At 50.4% G+C, this 25,539-nt stretch carries 20 protein-coding genes; 2 read left to right on the top strand and 18 right to left on the bottom strand.

Features of this window, described 5'->3' with window-relative positions; genetic code table 11:
• Positions 1 to 11 precede the first annotated feature (11 nt).
• The 4 genes from ACSFXJ_RS01900 to ACSFXJ_RS01885 all read right to left on the bottom strand — a co-directional run bounded on the left by ACSFXJ_RS01900 (position 12) and on the right by ACSFXJ_RS01885 (position 7,826).
• Complete coding sequence (locus ACSFXJ_RS01900) at positions 12 to 2,450, bottom strand: PqqD family protein (protein WP_435923539.1); 2,439 nt, start codon at positions 2,448 to 2,450, stop codon at positions 12 to 14.
• 361 nt (positions 2,451 to 2,811) lie between these two features.
• Positions 2,812 to 4,038 carry a hypothetical protein gene (locus ACSFXJ_RS01895; protein WP_435923538.1) on the bottom strand — a complete coding sequence of 409 codons (1,227 nt, stop codon included), beginning with the start codon at positions 4,036 to 4,038 and terminating at the stop codon, positions 2,812 to 2,814.
• Between the two features lie 247 nt (positions 4,039 to 4,285).
• Positions 4,286 to 7,075, bottom strand: a complete 2,790-nt coding sequence (locus ACSFXJ_RS01890) for a glycoside hydrolase family 3 C-terminal domain-containing protein (protein WP_435923537.1) — start codon at positions 7,073 to 7,075, stop codon at positions 4,286 to 4,288.
• Between the two features lie 127 nt (positions 7,076 to 7,202).
• Complete coding sequence (locus ACSFXJ_RS01885) at positions 7,203 to 7,826, bottom strand: pectate lyase (RefSeq protein WP_435925655.1); 624 nt, start codon at positions 7,824 to 7,826, stop codon at positions 7,203 to 7,205.
• A gap of 318 nt (positions 7,827 to 8,144) precedes the next feature.
• Here ACSFXJ_RS01885 and ACSFXJ_RS01880 point away from each other — a divergent pair, with 318 nt between their 5' ends.
• Positions 8,145 to 9,284, top strand: coding sequence for a DUF4261 domain-containing protein (locus ACSFXJ_RS01880; RefSeq protein WP_435923536.1), 1,140 nt, complete (start codon positions 8,145 to 8,147; stop codon positions 9,282 to 9,284).
• Between the two features lie 151 nt (positions 9,285 to 9,435).
• Positions 9,436 to 10,431 carry a dimethylarginine dimethylaminohydrolase family protein gene (locus ACSFXJ_RS01875; RefSeq protein ID WP_435923535.1) on the top strand — a complete coding sequence of 332 codons (996 nt, stop codon included), beginning with the start codon at positions 9,436 to 9,438 and terminating at the stop codon, positions 10,429 to 10,431.
• A gap of 595 nt (positions 10,432 to 11,026) precedes the next feature.
• Here the strand turns inward: ACSFXJ_RS01875 and ACSFXJ_RS01870 are convergent.
• The 14 genes from ACSFXJ_RS01870 to ACSFXJ_RS01805 all read right to left on the bottom strand — a co-directional run bounded on the left by ACSFXJ_RS01870 (position 11,027) and on the right by ACSFXJ_RS01805 (position 25,531).
• Positions 11,027 to 12,076 carry an SPFH domain-containing protein gene (locus tag ACSFXJ_RS01870; protein ID WP_435925654.1) on the bottom strand — a complete coding sequence of 350 codons (1,050 nt, stop codon included), beginning with the start codon at positions 12,074 to 12,076 and terminating at the stop codon, positions 11,027 to 11,029.
• An 18-nt stretch (positions 12,077 to 12,094) separates the two neighbouring features.
• Positions 12,095 to 12,880, bottom strand: a complete 786-nt coding sequence (locus tag ACSFXJ_RS01865; protein ID WP_435923534.1) for a TPM domain-containing protein — start codon at positions 12,878 to 12,880, stop codon at positions 12,095 to 12,097.
• Positions 12,877 to 13,908 (bottom strand): TFIIB-type zinc ribbon-containing protein, encoded by a 1,032-nt coding sequence (locus ACSFXJ_RS01860; RefSeq protein WP_435923533.1) that lies wholly within the window; start codon positions 13,906 to 13,908, stop codon positions 12,877 to 12,879. The genes ACSFXJ_RS01865 and ACSFXJ_RS01860 overlap by 4 nt, the downstream gene beginning before the upstream one ends.
• A gap of 4 nt (positions 13,909 to 13,912) precedes the next feature.
• Positions 13,913 to 14,632, bottom strand: coding sequence for a PspA/IM30 family protein (locus ACSFXJ_RS01855; protein ID WP_435923532.1), 720 nt, complete (start codon positions 14,630 to 14,632; stop codon positions 13,913 to 13,915).
• 151 nt (positions 14,633 to 14,783) lie between these two features.
• Positions 14,784 to 15,551: a sporulation protein gene (locus tag ACSFXJ_RS01850; RefSeq protein WP_435923531.1), complete on the bottom strand. Its 768-nt coding sequence runs from the start codon at positions 15,549 to 15,551 to the stop codon at positions 14,784 to 14,786.
• 283 nt (positions 15,552 to 15,834) lie between these two features.
• Positions 15,835 to 16,827, bottom strand: a complete 993-nt coding sequence (locus ACSFXJ_RS01845) for a hypothetical protein (protein ID WP_435923530.1) — start codon at positions 16,825 to 16,827, stop codon at positions 15,835 to 15,837.
• A gap of 132 nt (positions 16,828 to 16,959) precedes the next feature.
• Positions 16,960 to 18,534, bottom strand: a complete 1,575-nt coding sequence (locus tag ACSFXJ_RS01840; RefSeq protein ID WP_435923529.1) for an RCC1 domain-containing protein — start codon at positions 18,532 to 18,534, stop codon at positions 16,960 to 16,962.
• A 257-nt stretch (positions 18,535 to 18,791) separates the two neighbouring features.
• Positions 18,792 to 19,802, bottom strand: coding sequence for a hypothetical protein (locus ACSFXJ_RS01835; protein WP_435923528.1), 1,011 nt, complete (start codon positions 19,800 to 19,802; stop codon positions 18,792 to 18,794).
• Positions 19,762 to 21,777 (bottom strand): glycoside hydrolase family protein, encoded by a 2,016-nt coding sequence (locus tag ACSFXJ_RS01830; protein WP_435923527.1) that lies wholly within the window; start codon positions 21,775 to 21,777, stop codon positions 19,762 to 19,764. Before ACSFXJ_RS01830 ends, ACSFXJ_RS01835 begins: the two co-directional genes overlap by 41 nt.
• Entirely contained in the window at positions 21,744 to 22,148 is a 405-nt protein-coding gene (locus ACSFXJ_RS01825) for a hypothetical protein (protein WP_435923526.1), read from the bottom strand. Before ACSFXJ_RS01825 ends, ACSFXJ_RS01830 begins: the two co-directional genes overlap by 34 nt.
• A 477-nt stretch (positions 22,149 to 22,625) precedes the next feature.
• Entirely contained in the window at positions 22,626 to 23,276 is a 651-nt protein-coding gene (locus ACSFXJ_RS01820; protein ID WP_435923525.1) for an amino acid ABC transporter permease, read from the bottom strand.
• 26 nt (positions 23,277 to 23,302) lie between these two features.
• The gene (locus tag ACSFXJ_RS01815) at positions 23,303 to 23,953 is read right to left on the bottom strand and encodes an amino acid ABC transporter permease (protein ID WP_435923524.1); all 651 of its coding nucleotides are present in this window, start codon (positions 23,951 to 23,953) and stop codon (positions 23,303 to 23,305) included.
• Between the two features lie 12 nt (positions 23,954 to 23,965).
• Positions 23,966 to 24,769, bottom strand: a complete 804-nt coding sequence (locus tag ACSFXJ_RS01810; protein WP_435923523.1) for a glutamate ABC transporter substrate-binding protein — start codon at positions 24,767 to 24,769, stop codon at positions 23,966 to 23,968.
• Positions 24,770 to 24,802: 33 nt separating this feature from the next.
• On the bottom strand, positions 24,803 to 25,531 hold the full coding sequence (locus tag ACSFXJ_RS01805; protein ID WP_435923522.1) for an amino acid ABC transporter ATP-binding protein: 729 nt from the start codon (positions 25,529 to 25,531) through the stop codon (positions 24,803 to 24,805).
• Between the last annotated feature and the right edge of the window lie 8 nt (positions 25,532 to 25,539).

The following is a 25,539-nucleotide window of genomic DNA, read 5'->3' as shown; positions in this document are numbered from 1 at the left end:
ATTCCCTCCTTTCAAACGGCTTTCGCCGGCATTTTCTTCAGACAGCCCTCGCGTGTAAACATCTCCATGGCCTGGGAAACGGACTTGGCTGCGTATTCCTTTTCAACCTGATACTTCTCGGCAATATGCTCCACCAGCTCCTGCTCGTCGGCTCCGGCCATAAATGCTTCCAGAATCAGCGCGGTCAGTTCGTTCAGCTTCATGATCTTCTGACTCACGGCGTGGAATAGCATAGGTTCGTTCCGGACAAAGAACAGAAATACCGTATCGTGGACAAAGGAGTTGATGTTGTCGCCACCTTGCCGGGGCCATTGATGCGTGCAGGTCGGCAAGGAAACCCTGATTTCCGGAATCCCGATCCCTTGGAGCGCTTGCGTATATTTCCTCAAACCTTTGAACAACTGAACCATTTGCATGTATCGATGCAGCATGACATGCTTCTTCCGCAAATCGCAGTACTGCTGACGGTTCATGTAGCCGGGCAAAAAGCTGCACTTGGAGCACGAATCTTTGATTTCACACGTTCTGCAGCCCCGCAGTAATTGCTCCTGGTCGCTGATGATGGATACCTGCGTCAACAAGCTATCAAAGGTATCGTACATGTCCCCGATGGCCGAACAGCCCCGGCATGCGGATATCTGATCTTGACCGTCCACGAATATCCTCGGCAGTTCTCTTGCCCTGCAATGGTGGGCTCCCGACCAGCGGCAGCTATCGACCATATAGGATTGGATTTCAAAACCATGCCGGAACTTTCCGGTGCGGCTAAAGTGATCCACATCCTGCAGGAATACATCCAGATCCTCTTCCGAAGTAATCTCCAAAAACTGAAACTCAACCTCGTCTCCATCCGGCTGCAGCCGTGTAGCCGTCGAATAGTCCATGCTGCGAACTTGCAGCGGCTTCCATTGGAGAAAATCATTCATCTGCAATTCAAACTCATGGTCGTTCCGGCGAATCATTTGATGGGCATTGGACAAATAGTACTGTTCCTGTTCCGCCGTATGCAGGAGCCCGTCAAAAATCCCGTTTTCCCGCTTCCAAACTCCGTCTTGATCCGCATAAATATTCTCATACTTTTCTTCCCGGATAACTTGGTTATGTTCGAATAAAAGTGCGCTGTTGATCCCGGAGTACTCCCCCAGACGATGAACCGACGATGCGTTCCAGGTTCCCTCCGTGTATCCGATATGCTTAACGCTTCCTCCCGTCGACGGACCGGGGTAACTTCCCGTCATGTATGCCACATATCCATTCGTCAGTGCCGACTGAGGTTCATGGGTTGCATTTTTCAGTAGATACGACTGGATCGGTTCCGATAAAAATAATCTGTCCCGCTCCCGCCCCGGCTGGTTGGTCTCGGCTTTTACATGGTTGCCGTCGATCACGGCTTCCGATGTCCAGGCCGTCAACCACTCTGCGGTATGCCTCGAGTCGGCTTCCGGGGCCTCAATGAAGGAGTCCGTCAGCTTAACCGCAATCGTCAGTCTTTTATCCGATGCCTTAAGATGTTTTAAATGATCAATGAATGAGTTCCCTTCCCGAACTTGCCGTTCCGTCATCAGCATCGGTGCGATCATGATTATTTCCGTAATGCCCGACCGCCCGAGCCGCTCCCGAAAGTCATCGTCCGTCATCCACTCCAACGGCACTTCCACTTTAAAGCTGATTTTTTCCTTAGCTTGCGCCAATATCTCAAGGATTTCGTTTCTTGCTGTTGTATGATGCAGATGCTGGAATCCTTCGATATGAAGTCTGGCCCCTGCTGCTCTGGAAGCCGCTTGAACGGCGAGTTCAAGGTCCCGCTTGAACCTGTCGGGCGAATGCGTCCGCAACCCGTTTTTATGGTCTTCACGCCCCAAACGATCCGCGCATTTGATGTTGAAGATCGGGGTCTGTCTCGTTTGGGCCGCGTCCTCCCAGATTCCGTTAAATTGGTCGAGCTCGTATAATAAGGATGAATCCGGTTCACTCGTATATGAATTCTCGCCCCCGTCTCTGCCGAGGAATCCCGGGATGGCGTTCCATTCTTCCGGCTCTGCATTTGACAGGGCATACAGCGTGGCTTCGGGTTCCCGCATTACCAAACCGTCAACCTGGGTCCGATTCATCAAAGCTTCTCCATGTACGCCGGCATATTCTCCGAACCATACGATTTGGCAGCGGTCATCCAGTTCTTTCAGTACAACCGTTAATCTCTCGCATAACCGGGAGTTCGCGGCGGTCACATAAAATGCAATCCGTTCGTTACCCAGCGCAATCAAGTCTTCGGCGGCATCATATATATTCGATAAGTTTGGCTCCACATATTGAGTAGCCGTTGCGCCTTGCTGCTTAAAGTAGGCTCTCACGTACCGGCAGTCCAGATGATCGCTTGCCGTAAATAACCGGGTCGGATGATGTTCAAAGTATGCTAGCGTGACTCCGCTTCCGAATGATAGCTTCAGCATTTCCTCATCCCCTTTTCAAAGGTTTCCTTCTTTCCTGTTTGCTTGGTTCTGTATGTAGGGGCTTTTCATTGGCCCTATAAGTTGTTCATGGTATGTGTTCGTTTTTCATTCGTTGTTCGTTTCGTTTTTTCTCTTGTTGTTTTCCTTGATCTAATCATAAGCTATATTTTCCAGTTTTACACCGAAAACCCATATTCGTTTTACCACAATCAAATTGCGTTTTTTCGCCGCAATCCCAACGCAATATCGGCACCCGGCGGACCGCAAACGAACCTTGTGGTGTCCGATACAGGCCGCAACAAAAAGGCCACCCAACCGTATTGGGCAGCCTTATGTATTTCATGCTTCCTTAATATGCTCTTTACTTCACCAGCATCTCCCTCAGCCGCCCCAGCTCGTCCAGCATGGCGGCTCGATGCGGATACATTTCGCTCAGGCGGTCGATGAGCTCCAATGCTCTGGTTTTCGCTCCCGCCGTGAAGTAATTATGGATCGCTTCGCAAACGACTTTATACTCTTCACGTTCGGTCGCCTCTTCCGCCTGGTCCAAGATAAACGTCTCATAAATTTCGTAGGCCGCTTCCGGATCGTGCTCCGCCACCTGCTCCCCATAATGCTCGATCAGGTGGTTATGCTTATCCATTAATTCGAGCAGTCTCGCAAACTCGCCGGCTTCGATCAGAACCGTTGCGTACTCGTTCTCGGTTAGCGCCGTGGACAGCTGCTCCAGCAGCGGCTCCTTTTTCTTCTCCCAAACACCCTGGGCCTCGTACAGTTGTTGAAGCTTCGAATAATAGGAAGGTTGTCCGTTAATCAGGATCAGATGAACGATTTCCGTCAACTTTTCTATTTCGGACGTTGCCGCATAAATCGTCTCCAGGTAACGCGGCCAAACCGAATCTCTGAGGTTCCAGCGTTCTTCCATCCCCAAAGCCTGGGTGCATAACTTTTCGGCGTATGTATATTGTTTCTCGGCAATAGCTTGTTCAACAGCCAGCTTTCTCAGCTCGGGCACATCCAGATGATCCTTTAAATATCGGTCCGCCGCTGCCTTTCCGTCGAGCCGTTCAATCATGCCGAACGTAATCAGGTACTCTTCGGAGCATTTTTTTCCGTCGCTCGGCGGGCCGAGAGTTTCAAAGGTATCATATACTTTTTGGACTTGGCTATAATCCTCCACCAGATAAACCGTTCCCTTTAGCAAACCATAGCCCACGCTCTTCCATTCCTTCAGGTCGTTATTGGTTGAAGCTTTGATCAGTTTATCGAAGAAAAGCTTACGATTCGCTTCATCCGCCGTCCTGCAGAGCTCCTCGATCACCGCCGTGCATCGGCGGATGATATCGCCCAAAGCCCCCGAAGAATCATCGGCGTGTGTCAAAAGCTTTACGGTTTCCATGAGCACCAAAATAAAGACATCCAAGGTCTGCACGGAATCGGCCAGGGTAAGCGCTTCGTCGAGAATCGCCCCCATTTCCGCACCAACTTGAATATCCCCGTTATGTGGAATAAACCCCCGATCGGAATTTTGTCGAATCACCGTATGAATTCGGTTTCGTATTCCGGCCGTCTGCCCTTGTTCTGACATGCCATACACCTTCCTTAATTAGGGCTGTTGTAAGTACATTGTAATGCATCCCGAATGGATGTCAATTAAAGTTAGCTGGTGAAAAAAAATCACCGACTATAACTCCTTAATCCTATGAGAGTTTCGCTACATCGATCAAAAAAACCTCTAATTTTGTCGAAAAACAGAGCTTTAATCCTATGCTCCACCTCTTAAAGCAAAAAAATCAGGCTGCCGAGCTAGCCCGGCAGCCTGATGTATTAGTCGTTTATACCCGCTTAAACTCGATCCACCCGATCTGCAAGCCCGGTTTGATGAAATCAAGCTTCATCTCGTAAAGCCCGGCCTCCAATTCGATTTTCACCAGCCGCTGTCTGAACCATTTTCCTTCCGTACCGTTGGTCTGCGCCGTCGTCAAAAGCTGGCCGTTCAGCAAAATATTGCAGGCGCTTTGAGCCAGGTGGCTGTCCGGAGACATCATATTGACGGTCACCCAATATTGGCCAGCCTCGTCGACCTTCATATACGCCGACCCTTCAGCCGCAGGCTTCACTTGGGAGTCGCGCGACAATTCCTGCACCTGTTCCGGTGCTACAGACGGATTGGCGGCCGCGAAGGAATGAACCGTTTCGTTGAACACTTGTTTTCTCGAGAATACGGGCGCATGCATCAGAAACTCGCAGATGTTCATGGCATTCCGCTGCAATTCTCCGCGGGTCAAGGTCCCGTTCTCCAGGGAAGCGATCGTATTGTCGTCATAGGCGTTGATTTCCGCGCCGTAGTTGCTCACGACCATATAGAGATCGTTTTGCGCCCGAACCATGAAGTTCGTGTATTTCCGGTCCGCGGGTCCGCCTTCGGCCACGTCGTTCATCACGGCCCACCAGTCCGTCATCACGATGCCTTTAAAGCCCCACTCTCCGCGCAAAATCGTCGTGTTCAGATCATAGTTCGAAGCCGACCAATGCCCGTTAACCGGATTGTATGCCGTCATAATGGAATTGGCGCCGCCTTCTTTGACCGCCATTTCAAAGCCCTTGAGATAAATCTCCCGGACCGCGCGCTCGGACACGACCGCGTCCACCTTGCTGCGGTGCTTCTCCTGATTGTTGCAGGCGAAATGCTTCAACGTGGCGTTCGAGCCGCCTTTCTTAATTCCCCGCGTGCAGACGGTCGCAAAAACTCCCGTAATCAGCGGGTCTTCCGAGAAATACTCAAAGTTCCGCCCGTTCAACGGACTGCGGCGAATGTTGAGGCCCGGCCCGAGCAAGGTGTCGATTTGATTTCTCACCAGCTCCCGGCCTTCAAGAACATACAGTTCTTCCACCAACATCGGATCCCACGATGCCGCCAGCAAGGTGCCGATCGGTACCTGGGTCGCTTTCTCCCCGGTATCCATCCGGATTCCGGACGGACCGTCGGCCGTACAGCCGACCGGGATGCCGAAATTGAACAAACTGCTGCTGACTCCGCCAAAAGCCGAAGCCGTGCCCGGCGTAACGAGCGGACTCACCATGCCTTCGCCGCGGACGATAACCGCCAAGTCCTGGTCGCTAAGCTGCGCGATAAAGGTTTCCATGCTGATTTTTCCATCGTACACGTCTCTTAATTTGTAACCCTGGTTTCCCGTCTGCTTCAACGTTTCCGGCAAGCGGCTCTCGATGCGGTCCGCCAAGGAGATGCTTCGTTTAGGGACCTCTTCATACGTAAGCTCGTACGAGCCGTCCGCCTTCCGAGCTCCAGGCTTGATTCGGGTGAAGCTTTCCGTCGGAGCCAGCGCTTCCTCAAGCTGCTGAACGAGTTGCAGCGAATCCACGGTATAACCGTTTTGACCGTCCACGCCGACTTTCGCCAATTTCTTGACGCTGTTTCCCACATAGAATTGGTAAACGCCTTCTTCCAAAACGTAAGCGGAACGGTATCCCGTCACCCCGCCATCGTCATAGGAAGCTAAGGTGTTAACGGGGAAGCTGATCGTGAGACGCTGCGATTCGCCCGGCTGCAGAGCCTTCGTCTTCGCGAAGGCCGCGAGCACTTTGGCCGGTTTGCCAAGCTTGCCTTGCGGCGCTTCCGCGTACACTTGCACGACCTCTTTGCCCGCATAGATCGTTCCGGTATTTTTGACGGTTACGCCAATCTCAATATACTTCTCGCCCTCTTTGACGACCTGTTTGGCTTCTTCCGGCTCGATGGAAAACTCCGTGTACGAAAGACCGAAACCGAATTCGAAATGAACTTTATCAGGGCAAAACGTCTCGAAATATCGGTAACCGACATAGATGTCTTCCTGATACAAATTTTTGAACTCGTTGCCGTAGTTGCTTGTGGACGGGTAATCCTCGATAGAGTAGGCGATCGTATCGGTCAGTTTCCCGCTTGGAGTCACGTCGCCGACCAGCACGTCGGCAATCGCGTTGCCGCCCTCCATGCCGCCCTGCCATGCGTAAATGACGCTTGGAATCGGATGGGTATAGCTGTCGTCATCCATCCAGCTCATATCGATAATGTTGGATACATTCAGGACCACGATCGTTTGCTCAAAGTGCGCGGTCACCTTTTTCAACATATCCTTCTCATCCGGCGTCAGCTGGTAACTGCCCGGCGCATTGGCGTTATCCTGATCCTCGCCCGCGGTGCGCCCAATAACGACGATCGCTTTGTCGGACTTCCGTCTGGCCGCTTGCACCAGCTCGCCGGTTAAAGGCATTTCCTTCTGATGCCACGGCTCGGCCGCCCAGCCGCCTCCGCCGTTGTCGAACGGATTTTGTTCGATCCATTGCTCATATACGGCAGCCAGTTCCTCGTTAATGACAATGTCCTTTTTGGCGCGAAGACCTTCCAACAGGTTCGTCGTATACGCTACATTGACGCTTCCGCCGGACCCTGTGCCGCTACGGTAATAATTCACCTGGATTCTACCGAAAATTGAAACGCTTTCGCCTTTGCGGATCGGAAGCGCATGCCCGTCGTTTTTCAGCAATACCGCGCCTTCCGCCGCTACCTTCCTGCTAAACTCGGCAAAGCCTTCCAAGGGAACTCCTATCTTCTCTGTATTCATGTCTTCGCTCCTTATGTAATGATATTCGAATTGACAGCTATATATAAAGTACATTATCTAATGCGAAAAATCCATTAAAAAGAGCCCTCGGCGGCACGAATGCCGCAGGGCTCCCTCAAAATCTATTCTAGTACTTCGTATTGCCGGACTCGCTCGTTTTGCCCGAAGCAAAGCCTTTGAACAAGGTCGGCACGTTGGAATATCGGGTATTGGTGATTTTCCCCGTTGATGTGCTGCTGTCCGTCCGAAGGATCGAATCCTTCACCTTGGAGATATCGCAATTGTCCACCGTCATGACGACCTTATAGCTTGACCCGCCGTTTTGGCGAACCAGTTTGCCGATGTCATTGGCTTTGAAGTTTTTAATATTGATGGTTCCTTCGGCATTCATCTGAAATACTTTGTCATAAGCCTTATAAGCCGCGCCGCCCGTAATATTGACCGTCCCCTTGGACTTCAGCGTTAAAGCGTCTTCCCCTACGTCAAGCCAGGTCACATTCTGAATGGTAGCGTTCCCATAACAATGAACCCCATCTGCCGCCGGCGCGCCAATAATCACGTTCTTTAACGTGGCCCCGTTCTCCAGGCGAAAGATCGGCTTCTGGTTCTCCGCCTGGCTGCCGTCACCAAGCGTGTTCGGGTTGGCCACGTAAGTTTTGCCGCCTCCGTCAAAAGTCTCTCCTGCCTTGACGATGATGGTGGAATTCACTGTCTCCGCCGCATGGGCGTTTGGTACCGGTGCCGCACTCATCAAACTGCCGACGATACCCAATGAAACTACCAGACTCAACAACTTTTTCACCAGAATCCCCGTCCCTTCATTCAGATGATAGCCCGAAATGATGTGCTCCTCACCCGGACTTGTCCTGAGCGTACCACGAGAAAGGAATAACGTATATAATCATTATATAAGATTACTTATTTTCAATATTATGGTATATGAAAAGAACCGGATTTCACCCTTCTAGAATCTATCCAATCCAGCAAAATATTGATTCATTTCCTCCCAATTGGTAGAATATACACATTTATAGCATTCGAATTCCAAAGAGGAGAGGAACCTATTATTATGAGTGCCCAACAACAAGCCGCCCTCCAATCCATGACGGATTGGCTTGCGCATGAGAACGAGCTTGGCAAAAACCCCGCCAAAATAGAGATCGCCGGAGAATTTGATTTACATAACATGCATTACTATCTGATCAAGTACAAGAAAAGCATCCTCGGAAAATGGCTCCTCGGCGTCGTCGGCGGTTATGAAGATCCGTCGGCCACCGAACATTGCGGCCATATTTTCAGCGAAATGCAGCCCTATGACCCTGCTACCGCGAAACAGGACGCCATCGCCATGGTGGAAATGATCCGGGAGTATTGGATGCAGCGCGCCGCGGAAATCGAAGCGGAGCAAGCGCAAGACGGTTCGGCCGAAGAAGAGGACGGATCGGAATCCGGCGGTTTATTCAACGGGTTCATTTTGCTGAACTCTCACGAGTGCGACCTCGAGCAAATTAAAGCCAATCTGCTTCGCGATTGGAACATTGACAGCTCTGCTTCTTCGGAAAGCGATGATTCGGAGGACGCCTCGGAAAAAGAAGGCATCCTTGTCTTCCAACCGGAAGGGTACATGGTTGCCTTAAGCTTTGTGGATGCTCCCGTGCCGGATGGGGAGGCCGAACATTTTGCGCAAGGCAACTACCTCTGGCCTTCGGCCGTGGAGGTGACCCGGACGCATGTCGCCCAGATCATCGTGGCGGTCTTTACCCGCAACGGCTCGCCGCAGGATGCCGGCAAACTGTACACGAAGGTCGCCGCCAGCTGCCTGAAGCTGCCGAACGCGGTCGGCTTCTATTCCTCCGGCACCGTTTTCCAGCCGGAAATGTTTCTCGACATGGCCGAAATTATAAAAACCGATGATTCCGTGCCTTTGTTGAACCTGGTGTACTTTGGCCTCGTCCGCACGGAAACCGGCCTTAGCGGGTACACGATAGGCCTTCGATCCTTCGGCAAGGATGAAATCGAAGTGCTGGACAGCCAGTCGGAACCGGCCGATCTCCGCGAATTCCTCTTCGACATTTCCCTGTACGTGGTGGAACAGGACGTCACTCTAAGAGACGGGGAAACGATCGGGTTTTCGGCGGAGCAAAAATTGCCGATTACGCGGTCGGAGGGCGTATATATGGACGGACAAAGTTTAAAAATCGGATTTTAACGCAGGCAGGACGCAAATAAAGCCCTCGAACCTTCGGTTCGGGGGCTTTTTCCGGCGGAGGCAGCGGACGTAAATACGTAATGGTTGATTGTACGACATCTATCCCGGGAAAGCTGGTATTACGAAATTCCGAAAAGGAGCACCGAATTTGATGGATTCCCGTTTCCCTTATTTGTCGCGTACCATCGTGAAAGAAGCCTTTCACGATCCACGGCTTCTAATGCCCGTTTGGGGCGAAAACTGGGGCGCCGACAACCCCGCAGGGCACATCCGCCGGGTATTGATGCATCGGCCCGGAGAGGAAGTCATGCAGCTTCACGACGCGTCTCCGCAAATCGAATTCGGGCCGATGCTGCTTGGCCGAATCAAAGGCAAAACCGGCAAAAGCCGCAAACCGGCCCCGCCCAACCTGAAGCTGCTACAGAAGCAGCACCAGTCTTTGGTGACGGCCTTGGAGAAAGAAGGGGCGCAGGTCGTATTTTTGGAGGATGATGCCGCTACCAAATGGCCGGAGGCGTTATTTACCCGTGACTGGGGGATGGTCGTACCGGGCGGGGTGATACTGTCCCGGCTTGCGCTCCACATCCGTTACGGCGAGACCAGACTGGCGGCCGGGTACTTTGCCCGGGCGGAAATGCCGATCCTCGGCGCCATCCAAGGCCACGGCTTCGTTGAGGGCGGCAGCTTTGAAATGCTGGACAAGCATACCGCCCTGATCGGCCGTTCCGAACGCGTCAACGCCGAGGGCATGCATCAGCTTAAACAACTGCTGTCGTTCCAAGGCATAGATCTGATCGAAATCGACCTGCCGGCCTCCATTATTCATCTGGACGAGGCATTCCTCATGGTCGATGCGAAGAAAGCGCTCGTAAATATTGCCCTCTTGCCCTTCTGGTTTCTGGAGGAGCTTCATCACCGGAATATCGAACTGCTCCATGTTGACCCCAGAGATCCTGCATTAACGATCAACGCCTTGTGTGTCTCGCCCGGAAGAGTCATCTGCTCCAGCGAGGGAAAATATACCGCCGACCTGCTGTCCCGCAACGGCCTTGAAGTGATCCCGGTGGAGGTCTCCGAAATCGAAAAGCTCGGCGGAGGAATCCATTGCTGCACGCTGCCGCTGATTCGGGACTCCCTGCCTTCCTGAAAAGCGAAATCCCCCTTTTTCCGGTAGCCCCGCGGCCGCCAAAAAAGGGGGATTGTCGTTTGAGGGAGCTCCTCAAGTCTCAATTTACTCCATTTACTAATTCACTTACCTACACCAAATTTTGCTCAGTTAGTTCAGATGCTCATTTAGCTCATTTAGCTCATTTAGCTCATTTAGCTCGGTTAGCCTATTTAGCCCAGTTAGCCCACTGGATCCCACTTGTCACATGGATATTTAGCTAAACTTACTCGCACCCCGGGCTAAAGCCAGCCTACTAGCCTCTGCACCTCGAACCTTATCGCCAATGCTGTACTTTTTACAACATTTCACCCTCAAATAGCTGCCCTTCTCCCCATATGTTGCAGAAAATACAGGATTTTGAGCGCAATGAAGTCCATTTGGTGGAATATGATGCAAAAATGTTGTACTCCGTACAACACTTTCACTCGCATCTCCCCTTTACGGGACAAATGTTGCATAAAATACAACACGCGCCTCATATGCCCAAGCCGACCTCCTTGCCGACCGGCCCCCTAATCAGAGGTACTCCCACCGTTTCGTGAAAGGGGACTCCCGCAGCGCGCGGCAACCCGGGTTACAGCTTCTGCCCGCAATTCGGACAGAAGTTGGCACCTTCGGTTTTCGTACCGCAGTTCGGGCAGAAGTTCGGCTTTTTCGCGCCTTCGGCATTTTGGTTTGGACTCTGCTGCTGATTCGAGCCAGCGCTCTGACCTGCCCCGGGATTCTGGCCCGGATTTTGCGGACTCTGCGGCTGATTCTGATTCTGATTCTGCTGCTGATTCTGATTCATATTTTTCATCATCTCGTTCGCCATGTTCATGCCCATCATCATGCCCGCCATATCCGCAGCCGTACCGCCTCCTTGCACTTTGCCCGAAGCGATGCCGTCCGTCATGCTGACCTGCTGGTATTTTTGCAAATTCCCGATCATCTCGTAGGAGGCCGTCTTCGTAATCATATCCTGGATTTCTTTGGGGTAGTTGAAGCTCATCACTTGGAAGCCGGTAATCGTGATTCCGTTATCCATCACCTGCATATCCAGATCTTCGCGAATGCCCTTCGCAATGTCCGAGGCGTTGGCCTGCAGATTGAACATGTCCTTGCCTTCCCTGCTGATCCATTTCATCAAAAGCTGGTCCAGCACGGAAGTGATCCGGATCTTCACGTCATCGACGAGATAACTTTGTTTGATGCCCGCGATTTTGTCGATCAGGGTAACGTAGTCATCCACCTTGAAATTGAACGTCCCGTTGGCGCGAATCGGCAACCCGCCAGGCAGTTGGGGAGTCGGGATCAGGATCGGGCTTTGCGTCCCCCACCGAACGGTGAATTCTTTCGTATTCACGAACAGCACCTCTACACGCATGCCGCTGTTGAAGCCGAATTTAAACCCTTTTAGCGTCGATAAAAACGGAATGATTTCCGATTCGATCTGGAACTCCCCTTCATCTTTGAAAATCCCTTCGATTTTTCCGTTGTTGATGAAAATAGCGTCCTGGCCGGAACGGATAATCAGCTTACTCCCTTTCTTGATTTCCCGGTTGCTCCATTTCCAGAAAATCATGTCGTCCCTGAATTCTTCCCATTCCACCACATTTGAAAATTGATTTTTAAAAAAACCCATCATGCCCCATCCCTTCGTTTAAAATGATCCTCTGCTGCCGCTGTGCGAATGCCCGCCGCTGGTCGTTCCTCCGCCACCGCCGCTTGAACTGCTGCTCTTCTCGATCTTCCGCTTCGTCACCGTCGTGCGAATGTACCGGTCCGCGTGCTCCAGCACCCCCGAGGTGCCTGCATCCTCATAGGTTTTGAAGCCTACGGTTACCCGTCCGCCGGAACGGTAAGCCATAATGCCCACCACGATGCCTCCGATCACCAGGGCGCCGCCCAGTTGGAACCAAAGTTTGAACAAAATGTTGTCTGGATTCACTCCCGGTTTAAACCCCATATAACGGTGCGCCGTTTTAATATATTTTTCAAATGCCGCCCTGTAGTCGCCTTCCGATAAGTCGGGGGTAATCTTATCCCGGATCTTGTCAAGCCGGCTGTCATCCAAGTAATCCTCCGCCTTGTAAAAGCCGGCCAGGTAGATATCCTGGTTATACATATCCATGGTCAGGATCACGGCATTGCCGTGCGGTTTGTCGTATCCCGGAGCCCGGTCGTCATAAAAATCCTCCGTCATGATCACGACGTCTTTATTTTCGAGATTGTTGGAGGTGTAGATAATGATGTCCGTTTCCCTTTCGGCTCCGTATTCGTTCGCCATCGCGTTCAGTTCCTCCGCATCGGTCTGGCTGAGCAGGCCGGCTTCATCGAAAATGAGCGTTTTCGTCTCCGCCGCCGCATCCGCCGGCACCGCAAACGGCCCGAGGAGGCAGAAGAGGACCATGAATAGCGCCGCCGTCAATGAAAGATGCTTTCTCATAAAAAACCGCCTCCCATCATCCACGAAATCAGCTTCAGCGACAGGAGCGAGACGAAGGAAACGCCCGCAAACCAGGCGGTCACCTTCCCCATGCTGATCGGCGGCTTGCCGACCACTTTCCCGGTTTGGCCGTTCATGGCAAACGTGTACTCCGACCGGTTGTAATCATACTGTACCATCCATACGGGAAGCAGTACGTAATTCGCCTGTTTGACCCTGGTGTCGATATGTTTATCCGTGTAATTGACCGTTGCATACCCGTTTACCGTTGAAGAAATATAAGCATGGATGTAAGGATCCACCTTTTCCTTGGCCCGCGGGAACAGTTCTTTATCGGTGTAGCTGTATTTTTCGGCGATATATCCGGCCAGATAAGGCGTTTTGAAATCCTTGAGCTGATCGTAAGGAAAAGGCTCGAGCTTATCCATCAGTCCATCGTTCATTTTCTCCGACGCGTCGATCGGCAGCCGGGTATAATCCAGGCGGATCTTCCGGTAAATATCGAAGTGATCCGTTTCCGTAATTTCATAGTCGCCTCTTGTGTAGGATCTTACCTTGGTGCCATGGGCATGGACCTCCACATTGTTATGTAAGTCATATAACCAGAACGGGACGTAAATCCCCGTAATGCCCTTGATCCGGTCCGCCGTCATGAAGCCGCTGGGAGTAAGCAGACCTTTTCTGCACCATTTTTTGAACGCCTGTATCGCTTCTTCCTTGCTGACAGAAAAAGGCAGCACCTGCACCGGCGCAAGCCTCCCGGTCAAACGATCGCTCAACACGACCGCGGAGCCGCAAAAGCTACAGGTGGTGGCGCTGGTCTCGGGTTCCGTCACGATGACGGCGCCGCAGCTGTTGCAGTGGTACTCCTTGACTTCGTCTTCCGTAAATATTTGGTGTTTTAGCGGATCCGGAATCCGCTCGATATTGTCTTTTCTCCCGCAGCTGAGGCAGGACAACGTCCCCGTTTCGCTGTCAAACACCATGCTGCTTCCGCAGTTCGAACATTTGTAATCGATAACCGGCATTTACTCACTTCCCTTTTAATCTCGCTTTGATCTCGGCCAATTCGTCTTCGGCCCCCGTTCCTGGCTGTGGCCCCTCCGGCGTTGAATTCGTATCCGCCTTGGCGCTCATCCCCTTCTCCAATTGGGCGATAAGCTCATCCAGATCGTCTTCCTGCGTTCCGGCTCTTAACTCGGCCAACGCTTGCGCTTCGTACAAGGCCATATCCGCCTTCTGCTCCGCCGCGCGAAAAGCCGCATCCACGCCGCCGGCCGACGAAGCTCCGGCATTTTTCTCCCGAATCGCTTGAGCCTCCGCCATCTTCCCCTTCAGCTCCAACCGCCGGGCTTCCAACCGGTTCATATCGGAAATCAACTTTTCCTCCAGCTTCTTCATGCCGGTCGCATTGGCGGCAGCCTGGTCATAAGCCGTTTGCAGTTCGCCCAGCTTCTCCGCTTGTTTGGCCTTTCGTTCCAAAAATTTAAGCGCGCCTTCCTCGTCTCCCGACTCTACCGCCTTCTCCGCGTACCGCTGCAGCTTACGGATCTCGGCATTGCACTCATCGAGCTCCCGTTTGGCTCTGCTTTCGGCCGCAAAGGTTGAAGCCGCTTCCGCCTTGACCTGGCCCAGGTCGCTGTTCATCTTTCTCATATACGCATCGACGGCCTTTTCCGGCTCCTCCGCCCGCTCCAGCAGCGCGCCGATATTGACTCTCATGATTTCCCCGAACCTCGACAAGATTCCCATCGTTCCGTACCTCCTTGGTCGTGCTTCTTTTTATAATAATACATTTGTTTCGGGGGAATGGTTTCAAATATGAGATTTTAGCAAGTCCGAACCTGGAATCAAGGCAAAAAAAGCACCTGGTTCGCCAGGCGCTTTTTCGTTTGACATCGAGTTAACAATACCGGGAAATAAAGGAGTCCAGAATGCGCGGCAGATTAGGGATATCCGACGGCGTAACGATAAAGCTGATCTTCGTTTCGTCCATATCCATGGCTTCGGCCAATAATCCCGAAAAGCCTCGCGCCCTGCGGTCCACTTCCATGATTACTTTATAGCCTTCAGATTGAGGCAAAAATACGACTTCCAGCTCATCGAGCCTTTGATGATACTCCCCGCTGACCGGCGAAAATTCAAACTCCTGAACAAATGGGCGATGATTGCGGAAAATCCCTTTTGCTTCTTCGCAATTTGCGCTCCGCATCCGGAAACCCAGCGTTTCCAAAGCGTCGAATATGCCCGAAGCTAACGACGTCGGAACAATTTCAATATGATCGCGATCCGAAGGATCGATTGCATTTTTAATGTCCAGGCCGGTTTGCACCCAAACGTTCGTTTTTCCGATCGTAACCGGAGTATCCACCGGCAGTTGGAAGGAAAACGGAAATTGTTTCACCTCATCCGGTTGAATTCCGAAAGACGGGGTCAGTTGATACCGGCCAATCGCGATTTGCTCCGTCATCCTATTGTCATTCGCCGAACGCTCATAGGTAGTAAACAAAGTCAGATAAAGCCCGTCGATGTCTTGGGCGATATTTCCGCCCTTTACCTCGACAACGCCCTCCACGATTTCTCCGGGTACCAGTTGACTCCGTTGAAGCTTCGTATCCACCGTTGCCGATCCGATCCCCACACTTGCCAATAACTTACTAACGAATGACATGATACCCCTCCCGATACAAGATATTTAATTATATCATGGGGAGGGAATTGTTGGATATTGGTTCGTGTCGGGGATGGTCACACGTGTGATTCTAACGCTCGCGACAGCCCTTATTTGCCAAAAAAGCCCCCATTTGAAAATCTAACGGATGTCAGCGCCTTTATTTGGCTTCTTAGGCCATGAATGAGGCCACTTTTTTGTAAAATAACGGCTGTGGCATCCGTTAGATTTCAAAAACGGTGAAATTCCCACGAATAACGGCGCTGGGATCCGTTAGGTCGACCTAGTTTCGGGATAGGCCTTCGCGAGAATCGAGCGGTACACTAGACTTAAAAGAATTCAGTACATCGTCAATTTCCGATTGCATGGACCGATACGATTCAGCATCTTCTTTATCACTCGGATGACTGGACAACCTTTTTGCGCCAAAAACCCAATCTTCTGTTTTCGAAATCATTTGATAATGGTTTTGCTCTTCGGGGGCTAATTCACTCCACTCCGACAGATTAAATAACTCCATTTCAACCAAAGGGTAATAGCCATGCGGGCTAAGGAATGATACGATTTGATGCGTCCCCGAATCCTCCAGAGCTATCTTTCCAACCCATGATGCCGGAATGGAAAATAAACCGTGAGCGGTATGAATCTCTTTAGCGCTGAGCAGAGTCGGCTCCTCGTCATAATAGCCCCAAGAGTTAACCATCATTTTGGAGGAATTCTCAAATACTTGATTGGAAGTAAAGGCAACACTCACCCCATCTAACGGATATGTGATCTGGTACTCTTTCTGTTCTTCGCCCTCTGAATAGGGATCGGCCGTAATCATCGTATCACCGACAAGATTCATAATTTCCGGAAATGACATATGGCTTTTGGCACCGCCATAGTGAAAGGGGCTTCCATCCAGAATATCAACTTGACTAACCGGGATTCCTTCTTCATCCGTCAAATAAAAAATCAAACCTGTTTTCTCTAACTTAAGAAAGGTTGCTCCCGTATCCGGGTCTGTTTCCTCAGCAGGCGATTCCCCGAATTGTTGAGCTGACCTTTCTACTAACAAAGCTTTATCCATGTCGAAAAACTCAACAAACTTCTTTAGTTCAGCAGGATTTTTGAGATCGTAAGATGACTCGTTTTTATTGGCTGTTGTTGATAAACTGTTATCGCCGTTGTTCTCAAGATCAACCCCAGATCGAGAAGCCTTCTCCTCGCAGGCAGCCAATGTAATGGTACATAGGATAATCAATATCAATGTTATTATTGATTTGTATTTCATTATTCGGTTCCTCCTTCCGTTATCTAGCGACAAAAAAGCACCTGGCGAGTCAACAGGCGCTGATGGTAAAGCGAATCTTCGTTTCGTTCATGTCCAACTTTTCGGTCAAAAGTCCGGAATTCCTTCCGCAAATCAATTCGCAATATCGATCAACCGGATTTTATCGATATCGTTCAGCAATGTTGCCACTTCTTCCTCCTCTTCGGCATATTCCAGTGGATATGCTTGATCAGCTAATTGCTCGTAAACGATAAGCCCCTCGCTGAACTCACCCAACTTATTCATAAGCCCGCCCGCTTCCACAGACGCGTTCCACTCTTCCGGCGTAGCTCCGAATATATGCATCAACCAAATGGGCTCCTCGAGGGCTGCATTATGATACAAAGAAACTTGATCCTCATACTGCTTCACGACGTATTTCCCTCTCCACGAATCCGGAAACTCGAGCGAGAAAGAAATAGCCACATTATCCTTCATAATCGTGAAAGATTCGCTAACGGTATACTCGGATTCCATCGGTTCCTGATCCGCTAATGCGATCTTCACCGGCTCGTTCCGAGTTTCGGTCGTTCCGTCGCCAAGCTGGCCATACGCATTATCACCCCAAGCCCAGAAGTTCCCTTGTTTGTCTTGCGCTAACGCATAGTCATCACCTGGCGAAACATACAAGATATCCGATAAACCGTTTATTTTAACTGGCTTTTGACCGGTACTCCATGTCCATATATTTCCCTCTCGGTCTATGGCAAAACTTTTCGCGGGCTCTAATCCTATCGTTTGTATATTCTCCAGCTCTTCTACCATAACGGGCGCCCCATCGCCGCCCCATTCCCAAACCGTACCATCCTCTTTCAGTGCCAGCAGCCCTCCGCCTTTCGCGGTGACTTCCACGATGCCTTCTATTCCGGCCACTTTCGCGGGTTCAGCACCCGAGTTTTCGGTATTTAAGTCTACTTCCGGCCCATATCCCCAGGCCCATACCGTACCATCCTTCTTTAAGGCCACGTTACAGGAACTTCCTGCCTCGATAGCTATAATTTCAGTGAGACCCGGAACCTTTGAGGCTAGGTTTCCATCCTCTCTTGACGTTCCAAGCTGACCGTATAGATTATTTCCCCAGGCCCAGACTGTTCCGTCTTCCTTCAGGGCCAGAGAGCTGCCTCCATAAGAACTAATCTCTTTAATTTGCTCCAATCCCCGGGCTTGAACCGGCTTAATTCTATCAATATTCGTTCCGTCACCCAACTGACCGTCCCGGTTAACTCCCCATCCCCAAACTGTTCCGTCTTTTTTCAGAAACAAAGAATAACCCCAATCGCCGGATACTTGAGCAACGTCAGAAGCTTCCGGCATCTTCTTGGGGGTTGGGGAAGATTTCGAGCCTTGGCCAGTCGCTCCCCAAAACCACAGGTCTCCATTCACGTCAATCGCCAGGGAGTGATCACCTGCTGCCGTGAATAGAGGGGGCTTGCTACTCTTTGGATGATTTCCACTTATATTTCCTTGATTCTCCTTAATCCCATTGTTATTGGATAATCGAAGCCCACAACCCGAAATTAATAATGCTAAGATAAGTAGCAGAATCACCTTATTCATGTATTTCACCAGCCCATCCTCGTCCAATACTTGTTGAACATACCGTTCCGTGTAACTTCCTTTAAGACCTGAGTAATCCGGAAATATCCTGATAAATACCCCGCTCGGCATATTCCCACATTATGCCCAAGCAACCCCAGCCTCCCAGACAGTTCTTTTAACTTGTCCGGATCTATCTTGAACACTGCTCATGGTATGCTTCCCCTCTTAAACTAAATAAAATCCCCCTCTGCTCCCGGATTCATATCATGATGTCTTTTCCGGGAAGTATGAGGGGAATTTCGTTGAAAACTAGTTATCCAAATCTTCGATATCTTGCAGGTAAAAGTTTACCAAGTGTTCGGTTTGTTTCTTCTGCTTTCCCCGTACTATTTAACCTCTACTAGATCCGCCTTTATCATTATTTGTCGATAACCGATGGAGTAATTCGTCAGAACAAACGTAGCTTTACCGCTTGATGAGGAAAGCATTTTTTTTGCTTCTTCCGTATTGCTAAGAACGATGGATCTTTCATCATCGAAATCTTCGAACAAGGGGATTCTTTCTAGCATTTCTTCATCAAGAGTAATGATATACCCAAATCCGTCACCCGTATCTTCCCACTCATACGATCCTGTCAATGTAAGTTCCCCAGAAAAAGTAATATCATTAATTTGCAAATCCGCGTCTGTTCCTGAAATATCTAACTTTGAAACAGTTAATTCACCGATTTGTTGGCCAACTTCCAATGTAGCAGGATTAATAATCGTTCTATTCAAATTACTCCCGGTTATGCGATCCATTTGAAAAAAGTCCCCTTCTATACTAATTATCAAGTGCGAATCGATGATAAAAAAACTGCTCACATATTCTTGCCATGGTTCCATTTGAGTTTCATCCTGATATACTTCCACTCTTGTAATATAATCCTCTTTAATATTCCAATCCTGATTAGATAATTTATATCCCTCAATGAAATCAGAGGTTGGTAATTGTTCATATTTGTAGTGAGGTTGATGTAAGACCTGTCCCTCATACTCGCAATATAATGGCATATACGTAACCTGCTTGCCAATATATCCTTCTGCCTCTTCTTGGGTTAATCCACTAATGTATCCTGGTAGTATTTTTGTAAATTCCCAAACTCCGAAGAAATCAGATGCATTGATATTACTATCTGCCTCCCCTTCTTTATTGCTATCTTCCTTTGGTGTATTAGTTTGTTTCCCCTCATTCATTACGTTATTGTCCTGGTTAACTGTAACAGGAATATCCGTCTCATTTTCGTTGGTAATGACCTCGGGATTATCTTTACAGCCAGAAACTATCACCAACATAATCAGCAAAATAAAAAGCTTATTATGGAAGGGGCCTGGTAGTATCCCGTTTATATTCCGCATATAAAAACACCTCCGCTTCATCAATTCGTCTATTATATAAGCCTCTTGAAGCTTTCTTTACACCGTCCTCCGTAACTTTATGATACATACCGAATGCTTTCATCAGTTCCTCGTTTGTATATTTACCGGATATTAGTAGTTTCTTTAACGTTGAATCGCCCTTCCAAAAATTCTCGCCAAGGTTATAAGTAAAAATTACTAGTGCATCAAATTGATTCTGTGTAAGATTTAAAGAATACTTCGTATCAAATTCATGTACCGCATTAATAAATTTTTCAATGTCTTTATTGTAGAGAGCCCTTGCTTCCTCTTCGCTCATCGGCTCCTTAAACTTTTCCCCAGGTTGAATCAAATGTCCATATCCAATGGTATCTTTTCCTCCTTGGTCCTTATATACATAAGCTGAAAAACTTTCAGAACCATGAAGAAATTTAACCGCGTTATTGCTAAGCTCCTTAACTTTCGCTTCTTTAACATTAAGGGGCTTGGGATTTGTAAAAATCCAGTACTGTTTGGACTCTGACTTTATAACACTTTCAATCGCCTGAACCTTTCCATCATTCTTAGTCCCTTCAATAACTTTTCCATCTTTTCCATAGCTACGATTCTTACTATTAGGATCTAGGATACTAAACCATATATCATCACCCTTTGATTCCATCCCGTTTATTACAATAAAATGTCCACCTTTCGTAAAGTGCCCTTTCCCCATGGAGGAGACCACCATACTTTTTCCAGCGCCCAAAGCCTTTTTCACTTCACTTAAGCTGCTAGTTTGTACGCACTCTAATCCATACTCTTTGGCGACAGCTTTATAAAACCCCCAACTTGTGCCAGAATCCAATGTCCTATAACCATGTTTCACAGCAAAATCACACAACTCAACTGGTGTTACTTCTCTACCAAGTAGAGTGGAAAGGATCATTGCCATAGACGTAGGACCACAAGCAGAAGTACCTATCGTCTGGCTCTTGTCATTATTCTTTGAATACATCATACTAGCCCAACGTGGATCCACCTGACTAAAGTATACAGGGTTGAGTAAGATATCAGTTGCGGTGTTTTCATAAGTTGGTTTCTTAGGTTCATGATCTACCGTCTCTTGCACCTTCAAAACCTTCCCCGCCGGCCCCGCCCCTGTCCAAAGCATTCTATAGTCGACATCATCCACCATCTCGGATGACAAGGAATAGTTTTCCTTCAGTTCCGTTCTAAGTTTCACGGCGTAAGCATGCGCGCCCTTCATTTCGTTTTCCATATTCTCCGCTTTATACTCATGCCAGGCCACTTGAGCCCGGCCGATTTCGGCGAGCCGTTTATGTATTTCGTTTAGTTGAGCCTTGGCCCAGGCACCTTCGGCTCCGCCTGACATGGCCAATCCCAGTAAGTATGTATATTGATTATCCTCAGGCATCAGAATCGGGACAAATTTTCCGTCTTTCGTAATTTGAAAAGATGGATCATAGGAGCAGGCGGTTAGCGGAGAACCTTTATACAAATGCGTCAGGTTTACGTCTTTTCCGAAAAAATCTTCGCTGATGCCATGGTCCTTCAGCACGTTCCTGAGCCTTTCCGCTTCCCGATGCGCTCCGTCCATCAATGCTTGGTTTCCAAACGCCTTATAAACGGAATAAGCAACTTGCGCCCGGGCAATGTCATATCGCGCTTTAAAGATCGCATCCAGTTGTTTCAATGCCTCTTCCTTCTCTTCATCCGATCCGTTTAGAGCTTGTTTATGCAATTGCTGCACCACCGGGTCCCCAAACAAAGGATCCTTTAAGTATGCCGCCGAGCCTTCCCCGAAAACATTCCCTTGCTTCGGATAGTAAGAAGACGGAGGAACAAACTGCCTCTGGATCGCTTTGTTGGCAGCCTTCTCGCTGTCCAGATAAACCTCTGCTGCTTGCTTCAGCCCATCTGCCTTTTTATCAAGTTGCTCCTTTACCGATTTTGCCGATTTCGTAATTTCCCGCATCTTATCTTCCACTTCGTCCAATGCTTGTTGAACATATCGCTCCGTGTAACTTCCTCTATGTATTGTTCCGCAGCCGTTTTCAATCCCCTGCTTAATTCGTCGCTGCGATCCTGAAGCGCGCGTACTTGGCCTTCCGTCTTTTTTAGCTTGTTTTGCAGCTCATACACTTTGCTCGTGACGCTGCCGTAATCCGAGTATGTTCTGACGATGGATTCAAGCTCCCGCTCGATGCGATCACTGGCCGTTTTGTAGGAATGGGACACTTGTTCCCCGTACTTCTGATAGTCATTCGACAAACTGCTCAGAACGTGGACCTGAACGTTAATTTTCGTTCCCAAAGGCTCTGCGCTTCCGCGAAAAATAGGTTGCATAAGAAAATCCGCCCCCGACGTTGCCGGATAACGGATGATTGGTTGTTCTTTCGCAGATCTAACGGTCCTGACAGCTCTTATTTGCCCGTACTTGCCCCTTTTGGATTTCTAACGGTTCTGAGCGCGCTTATTTGGCACTTTGGGGCCCACATGGGGTCTTTTTTTGTGAAATAACGGCTCTGATATCCGTTAGATTGGAAAACTCCCGGATTTTGCTCGAATAAGGCCGCTGACATCCGTTAGAGTTTATTACTATAGAGAAAGGGTGCCCGACAGCGGCGGCCGTTCATCCGCCAGACGCCGGCGCAACAAGGCAAGCCACGCCCCTCATGACCACACGCCAAACGCCAACACGCCTCGCGACACACGACACAGATCACGGCACACCCCACACGACACAGAGGATACACGACTCAGATACACGTCACAAACACACGTCTCATACACTCCCAACACGCCACTCATCACTTGCCTCAATCACCCCGTCTTACTCTCCAGCCTCCGGGAAAGCAATGACAGCAAGTAGTTGACGATAAAATAAATCGCCGCGCAGAGCAAAAGCACCGGAATCGCGTAGTTGTAGCTATGGCCGATAATGATCTGCGCGTTGTGCATCAGCTCGGCGAGGGCGATGGCCGTGGCCAGCGAGGTATCCTTGAGCAGGGAAATGAACTGGCTCACCAAAGGCGGCACCATCCGCCGCAGCCCTTGCGGCAGGACGATGTAACGAAGCGTCTGGACCCCGCTTAAACCCGAGGATCGCGCCGCTTCGACCTGTCCCTTCGGGATCGAGTTCAGACCGCCGCGCACGACCTCCGAGATCATCGCCATCTCGAACACGGTCAGCGCGGCAATCGCCGCGCCTTCCGGACCCAGCTTGATCCCGAGATCCGGCAGCGCAAACCGGCTGAATAAGATGATCAGCAGCAAGGGCAAATTCCGCAGCAGCTCCACCAAGGCCGCCAGTATCGGAGACAGCACCGGCACTTTGGCATAACGGACGATCCCGATGAGGCAGCCGAACGTAAAGCTGAGCACGATGGAGATCAGGGCGATTTTTAACGTGACCCACAATCCGTCCAGCAGAAACATCAGAAAATCGCCCGAGTAGGCACCCGCGAAATCCATATTCGTCCTCCCCCTTTCGAGATCCGTTAGTCATGCCTGGCCAGCTTCCGTTCCAGAATCCGGGTACCGTAGCTAAGCGGGAGCGTCAACAGCAGGTAAAACAAAGCCACGAAAATATAGGTGTTGATCGTATCGAAGGTTTCCGTCGCGATGATGTCCCCGTAATACATCAGGTCAAACCCGGCGACGATGCTGAGGATGGAGGAATTTTTGACGAGATTGATAAACTGGTTGCCGAGCGGCGGAATAACGAGCTTGATCGCCTGGGGCAAAACGACGTATAGCATCGATTGAACGTAGGTGAGCCCGGAGGACCGAGCCGCTTCGGTTTGGCCTTTCGGCACCGCCATGATTCCCGCCCGGATCGCCTCCGCGATAAACGCAGACGTGTACACGGCAAGCCCGATCGTCCCCGACGCGAACCCGCTTAAGGTCACCCCGAGCGAAGGCAGTCCCAAGTAAAAGAGGAACACGACCAGCAGCAGCGGAATATTTCGGAGAAACTCCACATAGGCCGTACCGAACCATCTCAGTGTGCGAGATCGGGTGATGCGGAACACCGCGATTACCGTACCCAGTACAAAGCTCCCCAGCAAACCCAGCAGGCTGGCCCAAATCGTGTTCAGGAATCCTTTCAAAAAAGTGTCGTAGTGATCGATCAGCAGGGAAAAATCCACCGGCGATCCCCCTTACTCCGAAGGCTTTTTGCCGATCCACTTCTCATAAATCGCGTCGTATTCTCCGCTTTCGTGCAGCTCCTTCAAGGCATCGTTGACCGCCTGAACCAGATCGCTATTCCCCTTTTGGATCGCGATCCCGTAAGGCTCGTCGGTGAAAGGCTTACCGACCACCTCGAAGTTCGGGTCCTGGGCCGCCATCCCGTACAAAATCGCGTCATCCGTCGTCAAGGCATCGCCTTGGCCGGCCTTCAGCGCGCTGAACGCGTCCTGGTAGTTATCGAACTCGAGCACGGTCACGCCGGGCACCTTTTCCTTGATGTTTTTCACGGAAGTTGCCCCTTTCGAGGTCATCACCTTGGTGTCCGCCGTGACGTCTTCAATACCGCGGATCGGGCTGCCCTTCTTCACGAGCAGCGACTGCCCCGCCTGAAAATAGACGTCCGAGAAGTCCACTTCCTTCTTGCGTTCCTCCGTAATCGTCATCGTCGCCACGATCAGGTCGATCTCCCCGTTGTTCAGCATCGGAATCCGCGTTTTGGAGGTGACCTCCTTGAACTCGACCTTGCTTTCGTCGCCCAGAATCCGCTTCGCCAACTGCTTCGAAATATCGATGTCGAACCCTTCCACCTCGCCGGTTGCCGGGTCCTTGAGTCCGAACAGCTTCGTGTCGAACTTCACGCCGACGACCAGTTTGCCGCGCGACTCGATGGAAGCAAGCCCGCCCTCTTCCTTTTTGTTCCCGCATCCGGCCATAAGCGCCATCGTCATCAATACGGCGAGGCTGAGCGAGACGATTTTCCAATGTTTTTTCATAGCGATTCAGCTCCTCTCCCTATCTTTAGCGACCTAGTGACTCAACAGCCTGCCGAGAAAAGTCTTCAGGCGCACCTCTCGCGGCCGTTCGAAAAACTCCTCGGGCACGCCCACCTCCACGATTTGCCCTTCGTCCATAAACACCATCCGGTCGGCCACCTCGCGGGCAAAGCCCATCTCGTGCGTCACGACCACCATCGTCATGCCTTCCCGAGCCAACGTTTTCATGACTTCGAGCACCTCGCCGACCATCTCCGGATCGAGCGCCGAGGTCGGTTCGTCGAACAGCATGATTTTCGGCTTCATCGCCAGCCCCCGGGCAATCGCCACCCGCTGCTGCTGTCCCCCCGACAACTGGGATGGATATGCGTCCGCTTTGTCGGAAATTCCGACCTTCTCCAAGTAGTACCTGGCCGTTTCCGCGGCTTCCTGCTTCGGAATGCCGAGCACTTTTAACGGAGCCAGCGTAATGTTGTCGATCACCTTCATATGGGGATACAGGTTAAAATGCTGGAACACCATCCCGATATCGCGCCGGACCCGATTGATATCCGCCTTGCGGTCATTCACCCGAATTCCGTTCACGACCAGCTCGCCGCTCGTAATTTCCTCCAGACGGTTGATGCAGCGCAGCAGGGTGCTTTTGCCCGAACCGGAAGGGCCCACGACGACGACGACCTCGCCTTCTTCCACCGTCAAATCAATGTTTTTCAGCACATGGAAATGCCCGTAATGCTTTTCAACGTGATGGAAATGGATCAACAGATATC

This window comes from Paenibacillus salivarius (assembly GCF_051307165.1).
Lineage (GTDB): Bacteria > Bacillota > Bacilli > Paenibacillales > Paenibacillaceae > Fontibacillus.
The sequence above is the reverse complement of the archived record's forward strand: the minus strand, read 5'-3'. Positions and strand labels throughout refer to the sequence as shown.

What these genes read in the sequence shown, in the direction of transcription:
- ACSFXJ_RS01900 (WP_435923539.1), bottom strand. Translation starts at nt 2,450, where the DNA reads ATGCTGAAGCTATCATTCGGAAGCGGAGTCACGCTAGCATACTTTGAA.
- ACSFXJ_RS01895 (WP_435923538.1), bottom strand. Translation starts at nt 4,038, where the DNA reads ATGTCAGAACAAGGGCAGACGGCCGGAATACGAAACCGAATTCATACG.
- ACSFXJ_RS01890 (WP_435923537.1), bottom strand. Translation starts at nt 7,075, where the DNA reads ATGAATACAGAGAAGATAGGAGTTCCCTTGGAAGGCTTTGCCGAGTTT.
- ACSFXJ_RS01885 (WP_435925655.1), bottom strand. Translation starts at nt 7,826, where the DNA reads ATGAGTGCGGCACCGGTACCAAACGCCCATGCGGCGGAGACAGTGAAT.
- ACSFXJ_RS01880 (WP_435923536.1), top strand. Translation starts at nt 8,145, where the DNA reads ATGAGTGCCCAACAACAAGCCGCCCTCCAATCCATGACGGATTGGCTT.
- ACSFXJ_RS01875 (WP_435923535.1), top strand. Translation starts at nt 9,436, where the DNA reads ATGGATTCCCGTTTCCCTTATTTGTCGCGTACCATCGTGAAAGAAGCC.
- ACSFXJ_RS01870 (WP_435925654.1), bottom strand. Translation starts at nt 12,076, where the DNA reads ATGGGTTTTTTTAAAAATCAATTTTCAAATGTGGTGGAATGGGAAGAA.
- ACSFXJ_RS01865 (WP_435923534.1), bottom strand. Translation starts at nt 12,880, where the DNA reads ATGAGAAAGCATCTTTCATTGACGGCGGCGCTATTCATGGTCCTCTTC.
- ACSFXJ_RS01860 (WP_435923533.1), bottom strand. Translation starts at nt 13,908, where the DNA reads ATGCCGGTTATCGATTACAAATGTTCGAACTGCGGAAGCAGCATGGTG.
- ACSFXJ_RS01855 (WP_435923532.1), bottom strand. Translation starts at nt 14,632, where the DNA reads ATGGGAATCTTGTCGAGGTTCGGGGAAATCATGAGAGTCAATATCGGC.
- ACSFXJ_RS01850 (WP_435923531.1), bottom strand. Translation starts at nt 15,551, where the DNA reads ATGTCATTCGTTAGTAAGTTATTGGCAAGTGTGGGGATCGGATCGGCA.
- ACSFXJ_RS01845 (WP_435923530.1), bottom strand. Translation starts at nt 16,827, where the DNA reads ATGAAATACAAATCAATAATAACATTGATATTGATTATCCTATGTACC.
- ACSFXJ_RS01840 (WP_435923529.1), bottom strand. Translation starts at nt 18,534, where the DNA reads ATGCCGAGCGGGGTATTTATCAGGATATTTCCGGATTACTCAGGTCTT.
- ACSFXJ_RS01835 (WP_435923528.1), bottom strand. Translation starts at nt 19,802, where the DNA reads ATGCGGAATATAAACGGGATACTACCAGGCCCCTTCCATAATAAGCTT.
- ACSFXJ_RS01830 (WP_435923527.1), bottom strand. Translation starts at nt 21,777, where the DNA reads ATGCGGGAAATTACGAAATCGGCAAAATCGGTAAAGGAGCAACTTGAT.
- ACSFXJ_RS01825 (WP_435923526.1), bottom strand. Translation starts at nt 22,148, where the DNA reads ATGCAACCTATTTTTCGCGGAAGCGCAGAGCCTTTGGGAACGAAAATT.
- ACSFXJ_RS01820 (WP_435923525.1), bottom strand. Translation starts at nt 23,276, where the DNA reads ATGGATTTCGCGGGTGCCTACTCGGGCGATTTTCTGATGTTTCTGCTG.
- ACSFXJ_RS01810 (WP_435923523.1), bottom strand. Translation starts at nt 24,769, where the DNA reads ATGAAAAAACATTGGAAAATCGTCTCGCTCAGCCTCGCCGTATTGATG.